This window comes from Chromobacterium sp. HL1 (genome assembly GCF_057418835.1).
Window position 1 is genome coordinate 954,798 of record NZ_CP162399.1, and the last position, 17,591, is coordinate 972,388.

Here is a 17,591-nt window from a genome sequence, read left to right on the forward strand (position 1 = left end):
GCGGGTTGAGTAGATAACAGGCGATTTAGTGCATCGTTCGGACATTCTCAGCAAGTTTGGCCAGCCCCTTGGGCGTCACCAGCACCTGCTCAACCACTTTTTCACTACCATCGCCGCGGCTGACGGTGGTGACTTTGTGCTCCAGCACGCCGGCCTGGATTTTGTCTTGGTAGGCGGTCCATGATGCGCTACCGGGGCGCTTGTAAATCCAGCGGTGCCGATTGAGGTAGGTGAACAAGTCCTTCGGCCGCAGTTGCAAGGCCTTGGCAGCATTAGTGATGCATGATGCGCCTTCGGCTTCCGAGATGCGCTCCAGGGCTTGGACCTTGGGTGCCATGGATTCCACTTTGCTTTCCAGTGACAAAACCTTCTCACTGTAAGTCAGCAGCAGGCCGCGCATTGCTGCCGGATCATTCAGCACCTGAATCGGGTCGGGCTGTTGCGCTTTCTGCTCTAACTCCATCCAGCGCTTGATGATGCGGTTGCGCAGTACTACGTTGTAGCCGGCGACCAAGGTCAGGGTAAGGTCTTTTGGCAGCTGGAAAATGGAGTATTCCTGGCCATTTTGTGGGTTGCGGTGGGTGTCCTCAAATTTGAGGGCACCCCCTTCGCCGTACAACTCAGCCAACATGATGCGGATATCGCGCATTACATTGTCATGGCGCTTGTCGCACAGCTCCGCGATCTCCCGGCTACTCATGGTCAGCGGCTGGCCGGCGCTCAAAGTCATCAGCTCCATGTCACACTCCCAAGGCGATGGATTCGGCTTCCTCGCGGAAGAGGTCGGCCTCGTTGTGCAAGTCGCCCGCTACAGCTCTTCCAAGCGATGCCAGTTTAGTGATCGTGTCGTCTTGCGACAGCCTGGCAATAGCGGCAAGGATTCCGGCGAGGCTATCCGCGTGAATCATGGTGATGTCGGCGGCGTCCATGCTACGGGCTGCCATGGTCTTGACTTGACTTTGTTTGATTTTTGCGCTAGTTTCCATAGCGAAATCTCCTTGAATTACTTGGTTCAAGATTTTCGATACCGAAGCCTCAACAGTTCCCGCTGTTGGGGCTTCACTCATTTCTGAGGTGGTCTTAGGCTGCCTCGTCAACTTGCTCCTCCTCGCGTTTACGACTCTCCTCAAGCCGCGCAACAATCTCACCATTCAAGCTGCGGTAATTGTCGATGGCCTTATGTTTGAGCCAGTTCTTCAGCTCCTCAGGGATTCGTATCGGGGTTGCTGTTATGTTTCGAGCGTTTTTCATCAAAACCCTTTCTGTGTGCTGTTAGTGTGGACTCATTGTGGACTCTCTTATTGTGGATGTCAAAGTGACTCGTTGCTATGAGTCACTTTGGTGTCCACAATATGCAACATGAGCGATAGACACACGATACAGCCTTACCCCTTAAGGCTTCAGCCAGAACTCAGAGCAAGCCTTGATGCCGCGGCAAAAGAAAATGGACGGTCCTTGCATGCAGAAATCGTTCAAAGACTTGAAGCCTCATTAATGCGCGATAGCCTTGCTTCAGAAGGGGCTATCGTTGCGACCATCCCGGTTCTGATGGAAGAGCCCGGTGGGGAGCTGCTTATCCGGGAGATCATTGATCGGGTTGTGGATCGAGTCTTGAGCGAAGATGAGATGGAACGGTTTCAAGCACTACAGAACAAGAAGAAGCCCAAGTAAAGAAGCCGCCCATGGGCGGCTTTCTTCATATCAGGCTTTCGCAGAAAGCAACTTCTCTTTCTGCTGCTTGAACTCATCGTCTGTCAGCACTCCTCGGTCCCGAAGGTTTGCCAACTTTTCCAACTCCTGAGCAACACTTGTCGTGCCTTCATACTCCGGCTCATTGGAAGCCTTCACGGCCGGATGGTCCTTCTCCTCTGTGAGAGACCAAGCAAATGCAACCACCCAGCCGACCAAGGTCCAGCCCAGAAGAAGGTTTACCGCAACGATTGGTGAGAAGTTCTTCTTGTTATTTCTGGCGGCGACTATCGATGGGAAAAAATACAATACAAGGGCAAAAAATAAGAAGAGAATGGCGGCAACAGCCGCAATTATGTTAGTTCCTTGGCCAATCCCAAACATGATTGCTGTTGAAATGGCTAGCAGTACTGCAAAACCAATTTCTGTCATATTCATCCCCAAAGCTGCAGGTAAATGACGTTATCGTAGCACCGCCATTGCCTTTTGGCACCGGTCCTAGCTAAGCGACTCAGCCATCACCCGCAACGCCTCAAGCTCCATTACCTGGACGTCCTCTTCCAGTTCCTCCGCCTCGACGTCTTCCAGCTTGAGGCGACCGATCATCCGGTACAGTACGTTGTAATCCAGTCCAACAGCCCCTCCGAAGCCGACCCGCCATTGCGTGCGCATTCGAGCAAACAGGGTGACGGCCTGCCAATTATCCGGCCATACCTCCACGTCCTGTTCGTTCATATCCTCTGGCCGGAGCCCGAATGATGCCAATTTGGCCGCATCGGGCGCCGGCTCGTAGAGAGCGCGCGCGGCGGCCTTCAGTTTCCCTGGCGAACCCCAACGAGCTCTTGCAGGTAAGCGCCCCAAATTGCCGACCAGGCGCCATGGTGGTTTTCCAGCAGCAGCACCAGGTTGGCCCGGTTGAAGTCATCGTCCAGATCCCAGCCGGCGGTGCAGGATTCGATCAGGTCGATATCGCTGGTTTGCTCCAGTTTCTCTATGCGCTTGCGCAGTTCAGACTTGGTGCAGTGCTTGAAGGTGAACACCACTTCGGCGGTGCCGCCGCCCGGCACGGGGATGGCTACGGTGGCGGGAAAGGTCGGCGCGGCGGCCAGGGTCAGTTTTGCCATGGTGGCCTCCAGATCAGTAGCGGGTCGGGCGACCGATCAGCGAGAAGCTGACCTTCACCGACATGATGTTGCCTTGGGACAGCTCTGGGGTGTCGTTGAACGACACATAGCCGTTGTAGAGCAGCACGCCACCGTTGGGCAGGGTCAGCAGCATTGCCGTGGGCTTGCGGCTGTCGGACGCCGCACGCAGCACGGCGTAGCAGGGCAGGGTCGGGTCATCGGCCAGCTTGATGGCGATGGACATGGCCGAGCGGCCGCTGGGAATCTGCTGCTCTTCGTCCGACTCCAGGAACTTGTAGTTTGCGTAGGTGGTTTCGCCGCCATTGGTGTTGAATTCCAGCACCTGCGGCATGGGCACCCAGCCGGAGACGGCGCGGGCACTGCCAACACCCAGTCCAGCCGGATAGGTTTTCGTGTCAGAGGTATCAATGGTGTCCAGCTTGAACTTGTCGGCGGCCGGCGCCGGACCAACGCGGACGATGCGGCCATTCAGCCGTTGCCAGCCGCTGGTCAGCTCGACGATGTCGGCAGCGGCAAAGCCATGGCCGACGGCGCTGGCCTCGCCCGGGTTAGCGTTGGTGATGGCGGTGATGGTCTTGGCCGCGCCGTAAGCGCTGGCGATCTGCAGGGTGCTCCCGCTGGGCAGGGTAACAGCCATGTCGGTCCTCTCTTCGTAAAAAGTAAGGCCCGCGCAGGGCGGGCCAGTGGGTTAAGCGATTTCGATCGGTGGCGCGGTCAGCACCAGGGTGAAGCGCCGGGCAAGCAGCGCATCCGGCGACCTTCCGCCGATGGCGCGCGAGGTGACCAGCGCGGTGAACCAGAATCCACCGGCGGGTTGCGCCAAGTGGAAAGCGGCGGGGCCGCGTTGGCCAAATGCCTGCATCAGCAGCGCCTGGCCGGCATCGTCTACCTGCAGCAGATCAACGTCCTGCTGGATGGCGCTGGGCCAGGTCTTGGCGACATGCGGGTAACTCCGGTTTGCCAGGTTGGTGACGCTGGTCTGCCACTGCTCTGCCATGTCGCCAACCGTGCGCACGCCGCGGACTCGGGTAAACCCCAGCGCGGCAAAGCCGGCGGCGTCAGCCGTGACCGGCAGCGCCAGCGAGATGGCCAGCTCGGTGCCGGCTGCCAGCGTCGGCTGCATTACGGGTCTCCTGAAAAGTGGAAGTCCTGACGGCTGCCGCGGTATCCGACTGCCGGGTCGTATAGCGCCACCGCGCCGCCGGCAATCAGCCCGAACAACGGTCCTGCCACCAGCAGACGCTGAGCGGCGCGCTGGAGCTCAGCGGCTTGCAGCCGGGACTCCGACCAGATGGTGATTTGCACACGAGGCATGACACAACTGCCAACGCCTTCCAGGAACTGCACCGGCATGCCACCGACTTGCTGGTAGAGGATGTAGGGCGGCGCAGTGCCTGGCGGCGCGGTATCCGGGAACACGTTGCCGGCAACCAGCGGCCCCAGGGTGTTGAACAATTGTTCTTCCAGCGGCACGGTTATCCCTCCTGCAGTTTCTGGCGCATGCGATCCCGGGTGGCATCCAGCGCGGGGCCGATCTTGGCGTCGTAGGCCGGGCGCAGATAGGGTTCGGCTGGCACCCAAACCGGCTGAGCCAGCCGCTCTTTGGTCGGTACCCATTCGCCACTTTTCAGTTGCACTAAGCGGTTTACGCGCCAGTGGCCATATTCGATCAGGTGCCAATGCTTGGCGGTGCGCTTGTTGACGCCGATGGCGTAGATATGCCGCTTCTCGTCTGAACGCTTCTTGACGTAAAACCGGTAGATGGACGTCTTCAGCCGGCCGGACTTCTCTGGCACGTTGGCATGGATTTCGTCATACAGCACGCGCGCGCCGGCAGCAGCGCCAGAGAGCATGGCTTCGCTCAGCTTGGCCACCAGCTCGTTTAAGCCGGCGGAGATGTCCGAGTGATCGAAGCCAATGCCGACGCTGCCGCGGTCGAATAGCTGCTCCGATTTGCTATGGCCGCGGCCACTGCCGCTTCCTCTCCGTCTTCCCATCGCCGTCTCACTTGATTGCCTTAACCGCGAGGTCCAGGTATTCGCCGCGCTGATCCGGCAGCACTGCTGATATTTCGTAGATCACACCGGCGTGGCGCACCCGCATGCTCGCGGTGACCGTCCGGCGCCGGATGCGGATGCTGGCCACTGTTTCCTGCTGCTGACGATCGGCGCTGATGTACTCGCGGCCGTTCATGAAGCGGACATTTGCCCAGATGGGCGGCAGATCCTGCCAGGTGTTGGTCGGCTGGCCGGCGCGGTCGCGGCCGTGGACCAACTGCTGCAGGATGACGCGTTTGTCCAACGTCATGTCACGATCCCCACGTTTTGATCGGGTCGAGCAGACCAGCGAGGAAAGGCGAAGGGCAGAGCTGCCGAATTGTCGCCGCCTCAGGGTTCTGAATCCAGTGGACGCACTGAGCAATAATCCACAACCGAACGGACTGCGGAAGCGGCTTCAGGTCGGCAAGTTTACGCTCGGTTTGATGCTCAGCCACTTCACACGCTGAGGCGATCAAAGTCGGAATCAGCGCGTCGTAAGCGTCGATGTCGGCGTCAATCCGGGCGGCCAGTTTGACTTCAGCAATGCTGACCAGCTCGCCCTGGATTTCATTCGTCGGGCCAGTCATCGTGCAGGATCTCCTTTCCGCCATCGGCCAACGCCATGGCAATAGCGTCGGGGTGGTCGTCCAGCGCATCCGCGTGCTGTTGCGCCAGCACGGCCGGCAGCGTCAGAACGGTGTTGGGCTGGTAACGCGTGTCGCCGATGGTGACAGCGGACAGAACGCGAACGGTGATCACATCCTCCTGCGGCGCCAGCGCGGGTTCAGCGCTTGCCTCCGGCTCGCTGGCGGGCTCGGATGGGTGAGTCACTTTTTCCGGCTCCGGTTGGATGACAGCATCCTCCTGCGGCGCCGGCGGCTGGGTATTTTGGGGCTTCGGGGGCATGGTTCAATCTCCAGTGGAGCCCGGCCGTGGCCGGGCTCAGGTTGAGGATTAGGACGCGGCGTTCTGGTAGTACTTCACCGCACCGCCGACATCCAGCAGGTTGCCACCGGAGCGCATGAACGCAACGAAGCCGACCTGACCCTGCAGGGTGTATTTGGAGTCGGTCATGCGGAACAGCGTCAGGTCCATCACGTCGCGGATCAGGTACTTGCTGAAATCGCCAAACAGAATCGATTTCTTGCCGGCACCCATCGGATCCATGTTTTGGTTGATGACGATTTCACGGCCCAGCAAGCGGTCCGGCGCGCCGCCGGGGTTGCCTTGCTCATAGCCAGGTACAAAGATCGGGCGGTTGTTGGTGTCCTTGATCTTGCGTACAGCCCTCAGGCTGTCGTCATGCATCATCAAGCGGCAGGCGCTGCGATACACCGGGTCAACGCTGTGTTCCAGGTCAACCAGGTCATCGTAGGTCACACTGGCAACCTGGCCGGTGGCGCCGGCCTTGCCCAGCAGCGCGCCAGTGACAATGCCTTTGGGTTGACCCGTTCCGGAACCCTGGGTGTGATGACGGTTCTGGATTCGCCACAGCCGCAGTTTGAGCAGCTCCTGGAGGTAGGCCTCGATGTTGATCATCGAGTCCTGCAGCAGTTCGAAGGGCACGGCAATGGATTTGGAGCTGTACTTGTACACGCTCATATTTGCTTGGCCGAAAGTCGTGTCCTGATTGTTGGTCGGAACGTTTTCGCCAACGATCTCGCCTTCCTCCGCAGTGGCATCGGCAGTGGGGAAAAGCATCTGCGCGCCGGTAGCGGTTTTGATGTTGGAGGCCACGCTGCGTACGCCACCCATCAGTTTCAAAGCCTCGAGCAGATTGCGCGAGAATTCGGTTGCAACGGTGTAGCCGCCTTCGGTGCTGGTGGTGGTCGACATCGCCGCTTTAATGTCCGGGCTTTGACGGGCGAACATGGCCTGGCGCTGCTCCTGAGACAGCGCGGACAGGCCGCCGGTGAGCATGGCGCGCAGCGCGCCGGACTCGTCGGCTTGACCACCTTGGCGCGTAGCGACATCTCGCGCGCGTTCCTGCTCAGCATTTTCATCGCCGGCGATCTGGTTCAGGCGGTTTTCCCGCGCGATCTCGGCATCAATGGCCTCAATCTCATTCAGCACCGCGTCCAGCTTTTCGGCGTCGGCCGCGGGCATGCGCTGGTCGGCCGGGTACTTGTTGTTCAGTTCGGTGGCTTCGCGTGCCTTGGCATCGCGGCGCGCGCGCAGTTGAGCGATCTTGCTCATGTGACTTCCTTTCTAGGTGTGGAAACAAGAAGACCCGCCATTGGGCGGGTCTGGTCTGGGCGCGCGGCGCGCGTCAGAGTCTGGCTACGAGCTGCAAGCGCTGGGCTTGTCTGGCTCGGTGGTCTTCGCTGGCGAAAACGGAGACGGGCGGCTCTTTGTCTTGGCCGTCGTCGGGGTCGGTGTCGGGCTGGCGATCGGATGGATCAGCCTGGGGCGCATTGAGATAGGCGCTCAGATTCCATTGGCGATTGGCCGCAGCACTCGGGGAGGGGGCTTCCAGAATGCTATCGATGAAGCCATGCTCCAGCGCCTGCTCGGCGTTGAACCAGGTTTCGGCTTTACACCATTCCACAATCTGATCTCGCGGCTGACCGGTGCGGCCCATGTAACGCTCATACATCGATTCGTCGCAATTGCGCAGCAGGTCCACCACCTTGGACAGTTCGTCGTCGTTGCCAATCGCCAGCGTCCACGTCTTGTGGATCATGTACTTCGATCCGGAGGTGGCCACCACCTCATCGCACGCGCAGGCGATGGAGGTCGCCGCGCTGGCGGCGTAGCCTTCGATCTGCATGGTGATGTGGGCCGGGTGTTCGCGCAGCGCCTGGCAGATGGCCTCAGAGGCAAACACGTCTCCGCCGGGGCAGTTGGTGTAGAGCCGGATGTTTTCGGCCTTCAACTGGCGCAGCGCCGGCACGAAGTCCTGCGGGCAGATGCCGCCCCACCACTCGGCGGTGACACGGTCGCCGACAATAGGGTCGTACAGGTAGATGGCGGTTTCGCCATTGTCCTGCGCGACAATCTTGCTCTTCACCGGCTCAAACGGCCGTCGGTTCTGCGCCAGCAGCTGGAGCAGTCGGTTGCGCATTGGAGCCTCCATTCCGTTGCAGGTTATCGTTTGCCGGCAGGTTTTCCAGCCGGCGAATCTCGTTGTGGTCCATGAAGGGCATCTCGCCGGCGCGGCCCAGCGCAATGCGGTAGGCCTCGTAGCGAGATTTCAGATCGCCCCGCTCAAGAGCGGCGGTGATGTGCTCGACGTAATGCTTTTCACGGACCGGCCAAAGCTTGCGGTTCAGCTCCTGGGCAATCGGCGTCAAGTGCCGTTGCAGCGTGTAGCGGACGAAGCCAATCCCCATGTTTTCCACGCCAGAACCCCAACTGGTTGTTTTGTCCGTATGACCAACCAAATGGGGCGGAACACCCAGAATTCGGCAGATTTCCTCCACGGTGAATAGCCGGGTAGCTAAGATTTCTGCGTCTTTGCTATTGACCGAGAGCTGGGCCGGCGTCAGTCCGCCATCCAAAATCAACGGGCCGCGGCCACCGTTTTGCAGCCGGGCCAGCAGGCTGGCGCGCAGGGCGTTGAGTTGGTCCGTTTTTAGCTTGCTGTCGGTTTTCAACGCATAGTCGAACTGGGCGCCGTCCGAAAAAAAGCGACCGGTGTAGCGTTGACCGGCCAGTGCGGTGCCGATGGCCTCGCGCGCGGCGTAGGTGATCGGGCTGGGGCTGGTCAGCCCGTCAAACCCCAGGCTGGGCAGATGCAAGATGTCGGCGCTATCCAGCACCTGGGACGGCTCGCCGTGAGGGTTGATGCGATACAGCACCCGTCCATCCTTCTTGAACGGCTGAACCGAAAGTGGGTGCAGCGGCTCCCAGCCGATCACGCGATTACTGACCGGGCTCGGGCGTATCCACCTGGCGAAGCCATCCCCGTAGAACAACTTGCTGCTAATCACATATTCCCACGCAGCGGCGGAGGTCCAGTTCTCGCTGGCCTGCTCGTTGAACAGGAACCAGTAGGGGTGATCGGCCTTGCTCGGCCCATTGTCGGTTCGTTGGTAGATGCCTACGGGCAGGGTGGCGATGGCGCCGGCGATCAGCGACACGCAGCCATATACGGCGGACACCCGCAGCGCGGTATCGCGGGTTACTTGCTCCCCCGATGAACTTCGTGCGTTTGCGCCCAACAGGCTAGCCAGCTCAGCAAAGCTCGTGCCGCTGCTGGTGATCTCGTTTTCTCCGAGATTCGTCAGCCCGGCCCGCTCCGCTGCACCGTCGCGCGAGGCGATCCAGTCGGCCAGCACCCGAGATCCATACTCGCCGGTATTTACTGTGATGTTGGTCGTGTTCATAGGGTATAGATACCAGGTCCGCCGCGGGCCTCTGGGTTCAGGGCCATCAGTTGGACTGCGTTGAAAAGGGCCATCAGCGGATCGATCTTTGCCGTTCCGCTGGCCGCCTTGGTGATCAGCATGGCGTTGCCGCGCGGTTCGGCCCGAGCGTTGCTGACGCACCATGCCATCATTGGCGATCCGTCATGTTCAAGGACGCCTTCAGCGAGTTTGCGCTCGGTGGTTTTGATGGCGCCGGTCAGCTTCCAGCCTTGGCTGATGCCGATGATTTTCTCCTGGTCCACCTCGGCAGAGACCAGCGCATCCAGTACCGCGCCGATGCCAGCGGGATCAAGGCCGGCTTTGTCTAGTAAGTCGTATTCCTCAATCTGCGCGACATAACCCGCCAGTTGCTCCACGTCCTCCCCAATCCGATTAACCAGCGTCAAGTTGCCGGCACGCGCAAAATCTTGGAGGACGGAGGCAATTTCCTTGCGTCGCTCAAGAACAGAGGGGTGCGCCCAGGCGTGCATCCACCCCAGCCATTTGCCGGTGTCGCCATCGCGGCCGACCGCGGCGAACCCGAGCAAATCGTCTAGGCCGCCACCATCAACACCAACGGTGATCACCTCGCTGCGCTCGATGAGCTGTTCCAGGGTCAACCCGGGACGAGCCTGAGGCAGCCAGAAATCAACGCCGGCCCAGCGGTCCATCCGCAGCGCCAGACCGATTTCAACGTTGGCGTGTTTTGCAAGAAAGCCTCGGAGTGATCCCTCGCCACTTGCCTGTGCCTTGGTAAACTCGCGCCGTAAGAACTCCTCGTCGACGGAGTACCCAAGATTGGGGTTTACCATCGCGATGTTTTCGACTTTCAAGTGCTCATTAGCCGCAACCATGTCGGGCGGGTGCTCGAAAATTATGGGAACGAAACGGTTATCCTCGATCTTCCCGTCACGCACATCGCGCGCATATTGAAGCTTCTGCCGGAACACGCCGGCCGGTGGATCTGCGGACTGGGTTGTCAGATAGATGACAAAGCCCTCCGGCCGCGATGCTAAACCACCGGTTGCCTCTCGAAACATCTGCTCAGCAGACGCTTGAGAGCCGAACAGGTGAAGCTCATCAATGAGCGTACCTACACTCTTTTTCCCACCGACGGTGTTTTCGTCGGCGGCGACCACTTTCAATGTCGCACCCGTCGTTCGATGCGTGATCGTCTTAATATGTGTCTGCACATGGAAGAGGTCGTCGAGTTCCTCCTCGTGCTTCACGATGTCCCGGCTCGGTGCAAAGCTGTTGTTCGCAACTTCGATTGTTGGTGCGAGAATCGCGTACTCGGCAGACATCCTCCAGTTCAGGATCATGGCCGTCATCATGATTCCCGCGGCCAAGCTAGATTTCGAGTTCTTTTTCGGGATACAGACAAACCATTCAGTGATAAGGCGGCGCCCGCTCTCCGGGTCATACGCACCGAATACGGACGCAACGAGATCGAACACCCACTGCGCACCAGCCTCGCCAAAGGTTGGCGAACCTGGTGCGTCTACGATCTTCAACTGCTTAAAGATGCCGAGGGCTTGCTCAGCCTGGTCAGGGAATATCGGTGGCGGAATGATCGACTCTCCGCGCTTGATCCGTTCCCCCCAGTCTGGGCATGCAGTCGTCCATTCAGGCATCTCGTAACACCGGTTGGAATGTGTGAAGAGTGGCCTTGGCGCGCGCATACGCATCCGCGGCTGCTGCAATCGTATCGAATAGGCCTAGATGGAACTTCTTCCTGTCCTTCCAGATATAGGCGCACCACCTACCCGTCTTACGATGAAGCGAAACCCCTGTATGTCCACTCGTGTTTGTCTTGCGCAGGCCGAAGTTCTGGCAGTTCTCCGCTAGAGTTCCAATGCGTAGATTTTCGATCGCGTTATTCGATGGATTTCCATCTTTATGGTCGATCGTCTTTGTAGGCCATTCGCCTTTGCAAAGCAGCCACGCCAGGTGGTGCTCATAAACAAGAACTCCATCGATAGATATCCGCCTGTATCCGCCACCACGATTGGTTCCAGCACGTCGTCCGGCAATCGCGCGGTTGCTCTGCGTCTTGATCCACGTGAAAACTCCAGTTACCGGGTCATACTTGACTACTTCCCGGATTCGATCAGCGGTTAGATCTGCCTTGGCCATGAGAGCCTCGATTAAGTCTGAATGGACAGAAGCCCGGTAAGCGCGTCTACGCTTCCGGGCTTCACCTTGTTGTGGATCCGATTCATTTGCCGCTAACGAGCTTCAATGGAGGTGCCAATGCGCCAAACTTGTTTGCAGCGCGCTTTGCAGCCTCGTCCTTCTCGTCCTTCTTGCCACCTTCGCCAAGCTTCTTGTGCGTGAATGGCAACATCGCCTTGGCCGCATCGATGCGCAGTCGCGGCTCCAGTTCGGGGTCGTTCATGGCGGCCTTCAGGAATACCAGAGGGTCGCTGTGCTGCAGAGCCTTACCAAGGTCGAACGATGGGGCGGACGGAGGTGGCGAGCCGTTTTCTACTGCTTTGCGGTGTTTCGCGAGGTATTCGACGACATCCGGGTCTTTAACAAGACGCGACCCCGCCGCCGACGCCGTTTTTTCGCTGTATCCCGCAGCGATTGCCGCGTCCTTATTGGATTTGCCGGCTAACACGGCATCCGCGAACGCCCGTTTGCGTGGTGTTAAAGCCATTAACAAAATCCGTAGAAGGGGGAAAAAATCTGCGCGTGGGAATACAGCCGGTCTAGGGTCCATGCCTCCCAGGCTTTTGACCACCCCCTCCCGTCGGCAGGGGGCGAGTTGATGCTTGGAACAGGGTAGCGCAGGCCCATAGATGGCCGCTGCTACACGATCACATCGTCAGCCGCTGCGCTCCTGCTTCTGCTTCTCGCTGCTATGGCAAGGCGTGCACAGCGCCTGCCAATTGGTCTTGTCCCAGAACTTAGCCTGGTCGCCTTGGTGTGGTTCGATGTGGTCAACCACCGTTGCCGGCTCAACCATCCCGCGCGCTTGGCACATCACACACAGCGGGTGGCTGCGCAGGTAACCCTCCCGCGCCTTCTGCCAGCGGTAGCCGTAGCCACGCTGCGCGCTGGTCATCTCGCTTGTACGCCAACTACCGGCCTGCATCGTTTGCACGCGGGCGGTGTTCAGCGAGCCGATTCGATTGCCCAGTGTCTTGAGCCTGGCCATGGCTACACTCGCACCAGCTCAGACACCCGGTGCCGCAGGATGACGACGCAGTCATCGCGGTTAGCGCTGCCCAGATACCGAAACTTAATTGTCGCCTGATCGATCTCGCAGACCTGAGCGGCACGGCCGGAGGCCATCAGCACATGCTGCCCTTCGCGGAGGTGGCAAGCATCGAGGACTACATGGGCATGCTTCATATGCATGACATCATCCTAATGGTATATTGATAGGATTCACAAAATCTGGAGGCTTTATGTCAATCCATACTGTTCACTTTTTTTGCCCCGTAAACGTGTCAACCGTTTCGCATCTTCAAGACCAGTGCCTTAAAGCTATCGGCAATGGGGCAACAAAGATTAACCTCCACATTTCCAGTTCTGGAGGGGATACCGTATCAGGATTCACTGCATACAATTTTTTAAAGTCCTTGCCAGTACCGTTATCGACGCACAATCTCAGCAATATTGAGTCGATCGCCAATGTGATTTTCTTGGCTGGCTCGGAACGTTTCACAAACCAACTCGCTAGATTTTTATTCCACCCTCTTCACTGGGGGTTCGGTGGAGCCCCTGCCGTTGATCACGACAGATTGGTTGAGTGGACCAAAAGTCTTGATAATGACCTTGCGCGATTTGTTGATGTTTTCAATCTCGAGACAAAGTCAGGAAATGGCCTAGTTGGCTGCCTTGATCTGATAAAGTCTGCCGCAATTTTGGATCCAGAGGCCGCCAGCAGGTATGGTATTACCCACGGAACTAAAGCAGCGACATTGGCAGGCTCTGAATATAACTGGTGGGTGACATGTTGATTACATAACTCTAGAAATGCAAAAAGCCCGAACTCTGGACGAAGTTCGGGCTGCTGTAAAAATTGTAGATTCGTAACATTACGCTGTCAAGCGTCGGCTATGCTGGACATGGTTCAGAACCTCGATCATGTCGCTTTCCAGCGTCATGTAGGCCTTCTTCATCAGCACCTCCAGTTGGGCGATGATCTGTCGTCCGTAGCGGTGAATGGTCATGTGGCTGACGCTGTGGCGATCGCCGATGTCGCGGCAGCCAGGCCCTTCGCCAGTTGCCCATTTCCGGATGATGTCCAGGTCAGTGCGCCAGTCCCAACGGCAGGGCGTGAGCGTGGTCAGATAAATCATCTCGGTTTCACGCTGGACGTGCAGAGCCCACAGCACCGCGCGCTGGTCCGGCGGCAGCCGGCCGATCTTTGCCATCACCATAGCGGCCTGGGCCTTCAGGTCCGAAGGGGACAGTCCATCGAAGGCAGCAGACGGCGTTGAGCCATACTTCTGCACCTGGACCATCACCACGGTTTCCATTTGGAACGACCAGCCCACCATACTTTTGACCGACGAAAAATTCATACTTCCCCCGATTATCGTTTTTGTTAGAACTCTTCGACGGACCAGCCGCCACCGTCTTTCTTTGCCTTGACCTGCACGGCGATAAACCGGAACGGGTACTGGTCGGCGGCGATCTTGATCTTGGCCCGTGCATCGTCCTGCCAGTAGCCCTTGACTTCGTGCATCTCGATCTGGCCATTGGCGAGCATCACGGCGAAATCCGGCGTATAGAACGTGCTGTCCGCCAGCCGCAGCTTGACGCCCTCGAACTTGAACCAGGCCACCTCGCCGGCGAAGCGCCGCTGATCCAAGGCCTGGGCGTAAGCCGCCTCGGTCTTGTTCATCACACCAGCGGGGAGACGTCCAAGCGCTTGAACGCGCGCTTTGCTGCTGGGTTGTTTCTTGAAGTTCAGCATCATTTCCCCTTGGCCTTGGCGGCGTGCTGCTCGCAGGTGTTCTTGAAATCGTCGCTCGGGCCGGCGCCAACAGCCAACATGACGCCATTCGGTGCAAAAGCGCGGTAGACCGCACCGGCGGCAGACTCATTGCCCAGTCGCTCAATCCGATACCCGTTCCACTCGAGGGTGTCCTCGTCCGTTCTGATCCACTCGTTCACTTGGCAAGCTCCTTGAGCCGGGCCTTATCGATCACCACCACACCAGCCAACACCAGCTGTTCCAGCGTCTGGACGATGGCGCGGTCCATCTCGCGCCGGCGGTGCTCCAGCGACCAGCGGTTGCCGTTGTCTATAGTGCCGTGGCAATGCATGCAGAGCGCGGCGGTCAGGCAGTCGGGGTTCTTCAGTCCCATGCCCTTGCCTTCGTTGCGGTGTGCGACCTGAACGGCATCGGTGCTGCCGCAGCGAACGCACTTGTGGATAGTGCCGACGGCGGTCAGCCAATCCTTGTTCTCCCGGAAGTCCTGGCGCCGGCCAGTGCAAAGGGGGTCAAAGCCGGGCCGCGGGACGATCTTGGAGGGGCGGGCGGTAGCGCTCATGCGGCCTCCTTCGCGCGGTAGTCTTCCCAGTCGAACACCAGCACCTCGCAGCCATCCTCCTTCAGGCGGCTGAAGAGGCGAGGGCCGATGCAGTCCTTGATGCCGTCGCGGTCCAGGTTGCTCAGGAAGATCGTTGGCTTGCGCGCCTCATAGCGGCCATTCACCACGGCGAACAGCGAGCGGTGTTCCGTTTCCGTGCCGGACTGGATGCCGACCTCGTCGATGATCAGCAGGTCAGGGTAGGTGAACAGCCCAATCGTGGCGGATTCGCTCATGGCGCTGGAGAAGCTTTTCGCCTCCCGGATCCGGCGTGCCATGTCGTCCAGCGTGGTGAAAACGGCGGTGCGCTTGAAGCGGTGCATGATGCGCAGGGCAATGGCGCAGGCCAGGTGGGTCTTGCCGGTGCCGATCTCGCCCAGGAAGATCGCGCCGCGGCCGGAGTGGCCGGCCTCGAACTCAGCGGCGTAGGCCTCGCAGAAGTCGACGGCGGTCTGCTGCCCCTCGCAATCCGGCCGGTAGTTCTTCAGCCCGCGGTCTTGAAAGCGGGGAGGGATGCCAGAATCCCCGATGGCATGCAGCCAGTCGGTGCGCTTGCGCTCCTCGGCAAACCGGGCATCAATGGCGCGTTGGGCTGCCTCTTCGGCAGTCTTGGCTTCCTCGGCGCATTCCGGGCAGCGGGTCCAGACGCGGCCAATCGGGTTCCGCGATTCGTACTCGCCGTGGCGCTCGCAGATTTCCTTCCGGGGCGGCTGCCCCTGGCTCAAGGCGCCCAGGGCGGCGCCAATGTGGGTCAGATCGCTCATCACAGTTTCCCGCTCTTGCCGTAGTCTTTGGGGAGGTCGTTGGGGCGGCGGTGCGCCAGCTCGGCGTAGTCGCCTTTCACCGGGAACAGCCCCTGCCAGGAATTGAACACCGACTGCTCCAGCACGGCGCGGGGGTCATGGCCATCGGCCCGGAGCGACACCAGCTTGTCCACGGCGAGGCGGGCAGCATGGTCGGTCATCGGCTTACGGAGTTTCTTGCGCATCTCGACGAATGCGGTCCAGGCATCCACCGGCAGCCAGGAGGGGAGCTCTTGCGCGGTATTGGTGGTTAATTGACTGTTGCTTTTGGTTCTTGACTGTTCGGGTGACACAGCTATGTCACCCTTTCTGTCGCAGATGTCACCCTTTATGCTCTGGATGTCACCCTTTTCGTCGCAAATGTCACCCTTTTGAAAGGGTGTCAAAATGTCACCCTTTTCGTCCGATGACAAAATGTCACCCTTTTCGGAGAGCGAGATGTCTTCGCCAGCCAGCCACTCAGGGCTGATGCAGTACTCGTTTGTGATGCCGCGGCCGCCGCGCGTCTCGGACATCAGGATCAACCAGCCGGCGCGCACCAGGCGATCAAGCTGCCGCTGAACGGTGCGGCCAGACTGACGGGTCTTCTGTGCCAGGCTCTGGACGGAAGGGTAGATGTGAGATCCGTCGTCGTGGGCGTGGTCGGCAAGCTTCAAGGCCAACACCATCAAGCCGCCGCCCTCGGGGAAGCGATCAAACACCGCATTCATCACTTTGACGCTCATGGCTTGCTCCCCGAGATCGTGGTCAGCACGCGGTCAAACTCCTGCTCCCATCCTCCCATCTGGCCTTTCAGGATCCACATCTGCTGACGCGCGCGGATGATCTGCTCGTGGTCGTTCTCGTCGATCACGCTGTCGGCCATGATGTTGCCGAGGGCGGCGATCATGTCCGTGGTGGTGCGCATCGTTGTGACGAAGCTGGCGAGGTCGGCACGGTTGACCTCGGGGACCGCGGTGATGTGGTGTCGCCCCAGCAGCTCGGACAGGCAGCCGGCCCGGTACATGCCCTGCAGGGTTTCGATCCATGCGTCCAGGATCTCCAGCGGAAGCTTGATCACCCCCTTCACCCAACGCTCTACGGCCAAGGCGTTTTTCTTGCAGATGGCGTAGTACTCATCCGCAGTGGCGTCGCGGGGGACCTCGTCAAGAGGGCAGATGCGGCGGCCTTCGGGCGTTATCCTGAGGTAGCTCGCGGTCAGCTCTTCGGAAAACTTGGTCAAGGGCTGTTTGGTTTCCTCCATCTGCCGTTTGGCCCAGTTGAGGAGGACGTCCGTCGGTGACTGGAAGTGTGTGTATGTCATCGTGGTATGCCTTGTGTGCGATGTCATAATTGGGATGCCGCAGCATGCTGCTTGATCAGCTTCCTGAGCTTGTCCAGGTTCTGAAGGACAACATCGCTGGGAATGCCGCGGCGGTGCCAGTTGTTCACACGTTGTGGAACGCCTTTATCGGCAGGATCGAGTCCGATCAGCTTGGCAAATGCGGAATCACCGCCGGCGGCCTTGATGATCTTGGAGCTTGTAATGGGGTCCATACGGGCCTCTCGTCGTCACTTACCGGTATTACACACCATGTTTACTAATTGCGCAACATTATGTGAAACAACACCCTGTTTACTTGCGGTAAGCTGCGGCGATATGGATAGCGTTTATGATCGGCTGCTTGATGCGGCCCAAGAATTGCGACCGAACGACGTCACCGGGGCTAGAAGCCTCGCGGACTTCCTTGGCGAGTCGCCGCAAACAATAAGTAACTGGAAGACTCGTGGCGTGCCGCGCGCAAAAATCACGACGCTGGCGGCCAGGGTTCACGTGACGTCCGAGTGGCTAGAGACGGGTCGCGGACTCAAACGGCCGGCTACGGAGATAGATAGCGATGGGAAACTGATCAGCGGAGATGTTACGCCTCTAGAGCTGATCGAAGAGGCGGCAAAGCGTAGCGGCATGTCTGTTGCGGAGATGCTTGCGGACTACATCATCCATCAAAAGAAAAAGGGCGGTTGAGCGCCCATT

Annotated in this window: 32 protein-coding genes; 3 read left to right on the forward strand and 29 right to left on the reverse strand. The window is 59.2% G+C overall.

Annotation, left to right across the window (positions count from 1 at the left end):
• Window positions 1-25: 25 nt before the first annotated feature.
• From AB1Z25_RS04420 to AB1Z25_RS04430, 3 genes are all read right to left on the reverse strand, one after another.
• Window positions 26-739, reverse strand: coding sequence for a phage antirepressor KilAC domain-containing protein (locus AB1Z25_RS04420; protein WP_486636645.1), 714 nt, complete (start codon window positions 737-739; stop codon window positions 26-28).
• A gap of 1 nt (window position 740) precedes the next feature.
• Entirely contained in the window at window positions 741-986 is a 246-nt protein-coding gene (locus AB1Z25_RS04425; protein WP_486636646.1) for a hypothetical protein, read from the reverse strand.
• Between the two features lie 94 nt (window positions 987-1,080).
• Window positions 1,081-1,251: an Arc family DNA-binding protein gene (locus AB1Z25_RS04430; protein ID WP_141111155.1), complete on the reverse strand. Its 171-nt coding sequence runs from the start codon at window positions 1,249-1,251 to the stop codon at window positions 1,081-1,083.
• 108 nt (window positions 1,252-1,359) lie between these two features.
• On the opposite strand from AB1Z25_RS04430, the gene AB1Z25_RS04435 reads away from it, so the two are divergent.
• The gene (locus tag AB1Z25_RS04435; RefSeq protein ID WP_486636647.1) at window positions 1,360-1,671 is read left to right on the forward strand and encodes an Arc family DNA-binding protein; all 312 of its coding nucleotides are present in this window, start codon (window positions 1,360-1,362) and stop codon (window positions 1,669-1,671) included.
• A gap of 30 nt (window positions 1,672-1,701) precedes the next feature.
• Here the strand turns inward: AB1Z25_RS04435 and AB1Z25_RS04440 are convergent, their stop codons facing one another.
• The 18 genes from AB1Z25_RS04440 to AB1Z25_RS04525 form a co-directional block, all read right to left on the reverse strand.
• Window positions 1,702-2,127 (reverse strand): superinfection immunity protein, encoded by a 426-nt coding sequence (locus AB1Z25_RS04440; RefSeq protein ID WP_486636648.1) that lies wholly within the window; start codon window positions 2,125-2,127, stop codon window positions 1,702-1,704.
• 60 nt (window positions 2,128-2,187) lie between these two features.
• Complete coding sequence (locus AB1Z25_RS04445; RefSeq protein ID WP_486636649.1) at window positions 2,188-2,550, reverse strand: DUF1799 domain-containing protein; 363 nt, start codon at window positions 2,548-2,550, stop codon at window positions 2,188-2,190.
• On the reverse strand, window positions 2,502-2,813 hold the full coding sequence (locus AB1Z25_RS04450; RefSeq protein ID WP_486636650.1) for a phage tail assembly chaperone: 312 nt from the start codon (window positions 2,811-2,813) through the stop codon (window positions 2,502-2,504). The genes AB1Z25_RS04445 and AB1Z25_RS04450 overlap by 49 nt, the downstream gene beginning before the upstream one ends.
• A gap of 13 nt (window positions 2,814-2,826) precedes the next feature.
• Window positions 2,827-3,471 (reverse strand): phage tail protein, encoded by a 645-nt coding sequence (locus AB1Z25_RS04455; protein WP_486636651.1) that lies wholly within the window; start codon window positions 3,469-3,471, stop codon window positions 2,827-2,829.
• A 51-nt stretch (window positions 3,472-3,522) separates the two neighbouring features.
• Complete coding sequence (locus AB1Z25_RS04460; protein WP_486636652.1) at window positions 3,523-3,957, reverse strand: hypothetical protein; 435 nt, start codon at window positions 3,955-3,957, stop codon at window positions 3,523-3,525.
• A complete protein-coding gene (locus AB1Z25_RS04465) occupies window positions 3,957-4,307 on the reverse strand; it encodes a DUF3168 domain-containing protein (protein WP_486636653.1) in 351 nt (116 codons plus the stop codon). The genes AB1Z25_RS04460 and AB1Z25_RS04465 overlap by 1 nt, the downstream gene beginning before the upstream one ends.
• A 2-nt stretch (window positions 4,308-4,309) precedes the next feature.
• Window positions 4,310-4,831, reverse strand: a complete 522-nt coding sequence (locus tag AB1Z25_RS04470; RefSeq protein WP_486636654.1) for an HK97 gp10 family phage protein — start codon at window positions 4,829-4,831, stop codon at window positions 4,310-4,312.
• Between the two features lie 7 nt (window positions 4,832-4,838).
• Entirely contained in the window at window positions 4,839-5,141 is a 303-nt protein-coding gene (locus tag AB1Z25_RS04475) for a phage head closure protein (RefSeq protein ID WP_203389909.1), read from the reverse strand.
• A 1-nt stretch (window position 5,142) separates the two neighbouring features.
• Window positions 5,143-5,460 carry a head-tail connector protein gene (locus AB1Z25_RS04480; protein WP_203389910.1) on the reverse strand — a complete coding sequence of 106 codons (318 nt, stop codon included), beginning with the start codon at window positions 5,458-5,460 and terminating at the stop codon, window positions 5,143-5,145.
• Window positions 5,441-5,779, reverse strand: coding sequence for a hypothetical protein (locus tag AB1Z25_RS04485; protein ID WP_486636655.1), 339 nt, complete (start codon window positions 5,777-5,779; stop codon window positions 5,441-5,443). Before AB1Z25_RS04485 ends, AB1Z25_RS04480 begins: the two co-directional genes overlap by 20 nt.
• A 48-nt stretch (window positions 5,780-5,827) precedes the next feature.
• Window positions 5,828-7,069, reverse strand: a complete 1,242-nt coding sequence (locus AB1Z25_RS04490; protein ID WP_486636656.1) for a phage major capsid protein — start codon at window positions 7,067-7,069, stop codon at window positions 5,828-5,830.
• Window positions 7,070-7,142: 73 nt separating this feature from the next.
• Window positions 7,143-7,937 carry a head maturation protease, ClpP-related gene (locus AB1Z25_RS04495; RefSeq protein WP_486636657.1) on the reverse strand — a complete coding sequence of 265 codons (795 nt, stop codon included), beginning with the start codon at window positions 7,935-7,937 and terminating at the stop codon, window positions 7,143-7,145.
• The gene (locus tag AB1Z25_RS04500) at window positions 7,888-9,201 is read right to left on the reverse strand and encodes a phage portal protein (protein ID WP_486636658.1); all 1,314 of its coding nucleotides are present in this window, start codon (window positions 9,199-9,201) and stop codon (window positions 7,888-7,890) included. The genes AB1Z25_RS04495 and AB1Z25_RS04500 overlap by 50 nt, the downstream gene beginning before the upstream one ends.
• Window positions 9,198-10,856, reverse strand: coding sequence for a terminase large subunit (locus AB1Z25_RS04505; protein ID WP_486636659.1), 1,659 nt, complete (start codon window positions 10,854-10,856; stop codon window positions 9,198-9,200). Before AB1Z25_RS04505 ends, AB1Z25_RS04500 begins: the two co-directional genes overlap by 4 nt.
• The gene (locus AB1Z25_RS04510; protein WP_486636660.1) at window positions 10,849-11,358 is read right to left on the reverse strand and encodes an HNH endonuclease; all 510 of its coding nucleotides are present in this window, start codon (window positions 11,356-11,358) and stop codon (window positions 10,849-10,851) included. The genes AB1Z25_RS04505 and AB1Z25_RS04510 overlap by 8 nt, the downstream gene beginning before the upstream one ends.
• A gap of 82 nt (window positions 11,359-11,440) precedes the next feature.
• A complete protein-coding gene (locus AB1Z25_RS04515) occupies window positions 11,441-11,884 on the reverse strand; it encodes a terminase small subunit (protein WP_486636661.1) in 444 nt (147 codons plus the stop codon).
• 168 nt (window positions 11,885-12,052) lie between these two features.
• Complete coding sequence (locus AB1Z25_RS04520) at window positions 12,053-12,385, reverse strand: HNH endonuclease (RefSeq protein ID WP_486636662.1); 333 nt, start codon at window positions 12,383-12,385, stop codon at window positions 12,053-12,055.
• Window positions 12,386-12,387: 2 nt separating this feature from the next.
• A complete protein-coding gene (locus AB1Z25_RS04525; RefSeq protein ID WP_486636663.1) occupies window positions 12,388-12,588 on the reverse strand; it encodes a hypothetical protein in 201 nt (66 codons plus the stop codon).
• Window positions 12,589-12,638: 50 nt separating this feature from the next.
• On the opposite strand from AB1Z25_RS04525, the gene AB1Z25_RS04530 reads away from it, so the two are divergent.
• Window positions 12,639-13,193, forward strand: coding sequence for an ATP-dependent Clp protease proteolytic subunit (locus AB1Z25_RS04530; RefSeq protein ID WP_486636664.1), 555 nt, complete (start codon window positions 12,639-12,641; stop codon window positions 13,191-13,193).
• Window positions 13,194-13,271: 78 nt separating this feature from the next.
• Here AB1Z25_RS04530 and AB1Z25_RS04535 read toward each other — a convergent pair whose 3' ends face one another.
• From AB1Z25_RS04535 to AB1Z25_RS04570, 8 genes are read right to left on the reverse strand one after another with little or no spacing between them, the layout of a single operon-like run.
• Window positions 13,272-13,760, reverse strand: coding sequence for a hypothetical protein (locus AB1Z25_RS04535; RefSeq protein WP_486636665.1), 489 nt, complete (start codon window positions 13,758-13,760; stop codon window positions 13,272-13,274).
• Window positions 13,761-13,783: 23 nt separating this feature from the next.
• Window positions 13,784-14,155: a PDDEXK family nuclease gene (locus AB1Z25_RS04540; protein WP_486636666.1), complete on the reverse strand. Its 372-nt coding sequence runs from the start codon at window positions 14,153-14,155 to the stop codon at window positions 13,784-13,786.
• Window positions 14,155-14,355, reverse strand: coding sequence for a hypothetical protein (locus AB1Z25_RS04545; protein ID WP_486636667.1), 201 nt, complete (start codon window positions 14,353-14,355; stop codon window positions 14,155-14,157). Before AB1Z25_RS04545 ends, AB1Z25_RS04540 begins: the two co-directional genes overlap by 1 nt.
• Window positions 14,352-14,735, reverse strand: a complete 384-nt coding sequence (locus AB1Z25_RS04550; RefSeq protein ID WP_486636668.1) for a hypothetical protein — start codon at window positions 14,733-14,735, stop codon at window positions 14,352-14,354. The genes AB1Z25_RS04545 and AB1Z25_RS04550 overlap by 4 nt, the downstream gene beginning before the upstream one ends.
• The gene (locus tag AB1Z25_RS04555) at window positions 14,732-15,538 is read right to left on the reverse strand and encodes an ATP-binding protein (protein WP_486636669.1); all 807 of its coding nucleotides are present in this window, start codon (window positions 15,536-15,538) and stop codon (window positions 14,732-14,734) included. Before AB1Z25_RS04555 ends, AB1Z25_RS04550 begins: the two co-directional genes overlap by 4 nt.
• Window positions 15,538-16,302 carry a helix-turn-helix domain-containing protein gene (locus AB1Z25_RS04560; RefSeq protein WP_486636670.1) on the reverse strand — a complete coding sequence of 255 codons (765 nt, stop codon included), beginning with the start codon at window positions 16,300-16,302 and terminating at the stop codon, window positions 15,538-15,540. Before AB1Z25_RS04560 ends, AB1Z25_RS04555 begins: the two co-directional genes overlap by 1 nt.
• Window positions 16,299-16,880: a hypothetical protein gene (locus tag AB1Z25_RS04565; protein WP_486636671.1), complete on the reverse strand. Its 582-nt coding sequence runs from the start codon at window positions 16,878-16,880 to the stop codon at window positions 16,299-16,301. The genes AB1Z25_RS04560 and AB1Z25_RS04565 overlap by 4 nt, the downstream gene beginning before the upstream one ends.
• A gap of 23 nt (window positions 16,881-16,903) precedes the next feature.
• Window positions 16,904-17,113 carry a hypothetical protein gene (locus tag AB1Z25_RS04570; RefSeq protein ID WP_486636672.1) on the reverse strand — a complete coding sequence of 70 codons (210 nt, stop codon included), beginning with the start codon at window positions 17,111-17,113 and terminating at the stop codon, window positions 16,904-16,906.
• 103 nt (window positions 17,114-17,216) lie between these two features.
• Here AB1Z25_RS04570 and AB1Z25_RS04575 point away from each other — a divergent pair, with 103 nt between their 5' ends.
• Complete coding sequence (locus tag AB1Z25_RS04575) at window positions 17,217-17,582, forward strand: helix-turn-helix domain-containing protein (protein WP_486636673.1); 366 nt, start codon at window positions 17,217-17,219, stop codon at window positions 17,580-17,582.
• Window positions 17,583-17,591: the final 9 nt, after the last annotated feature.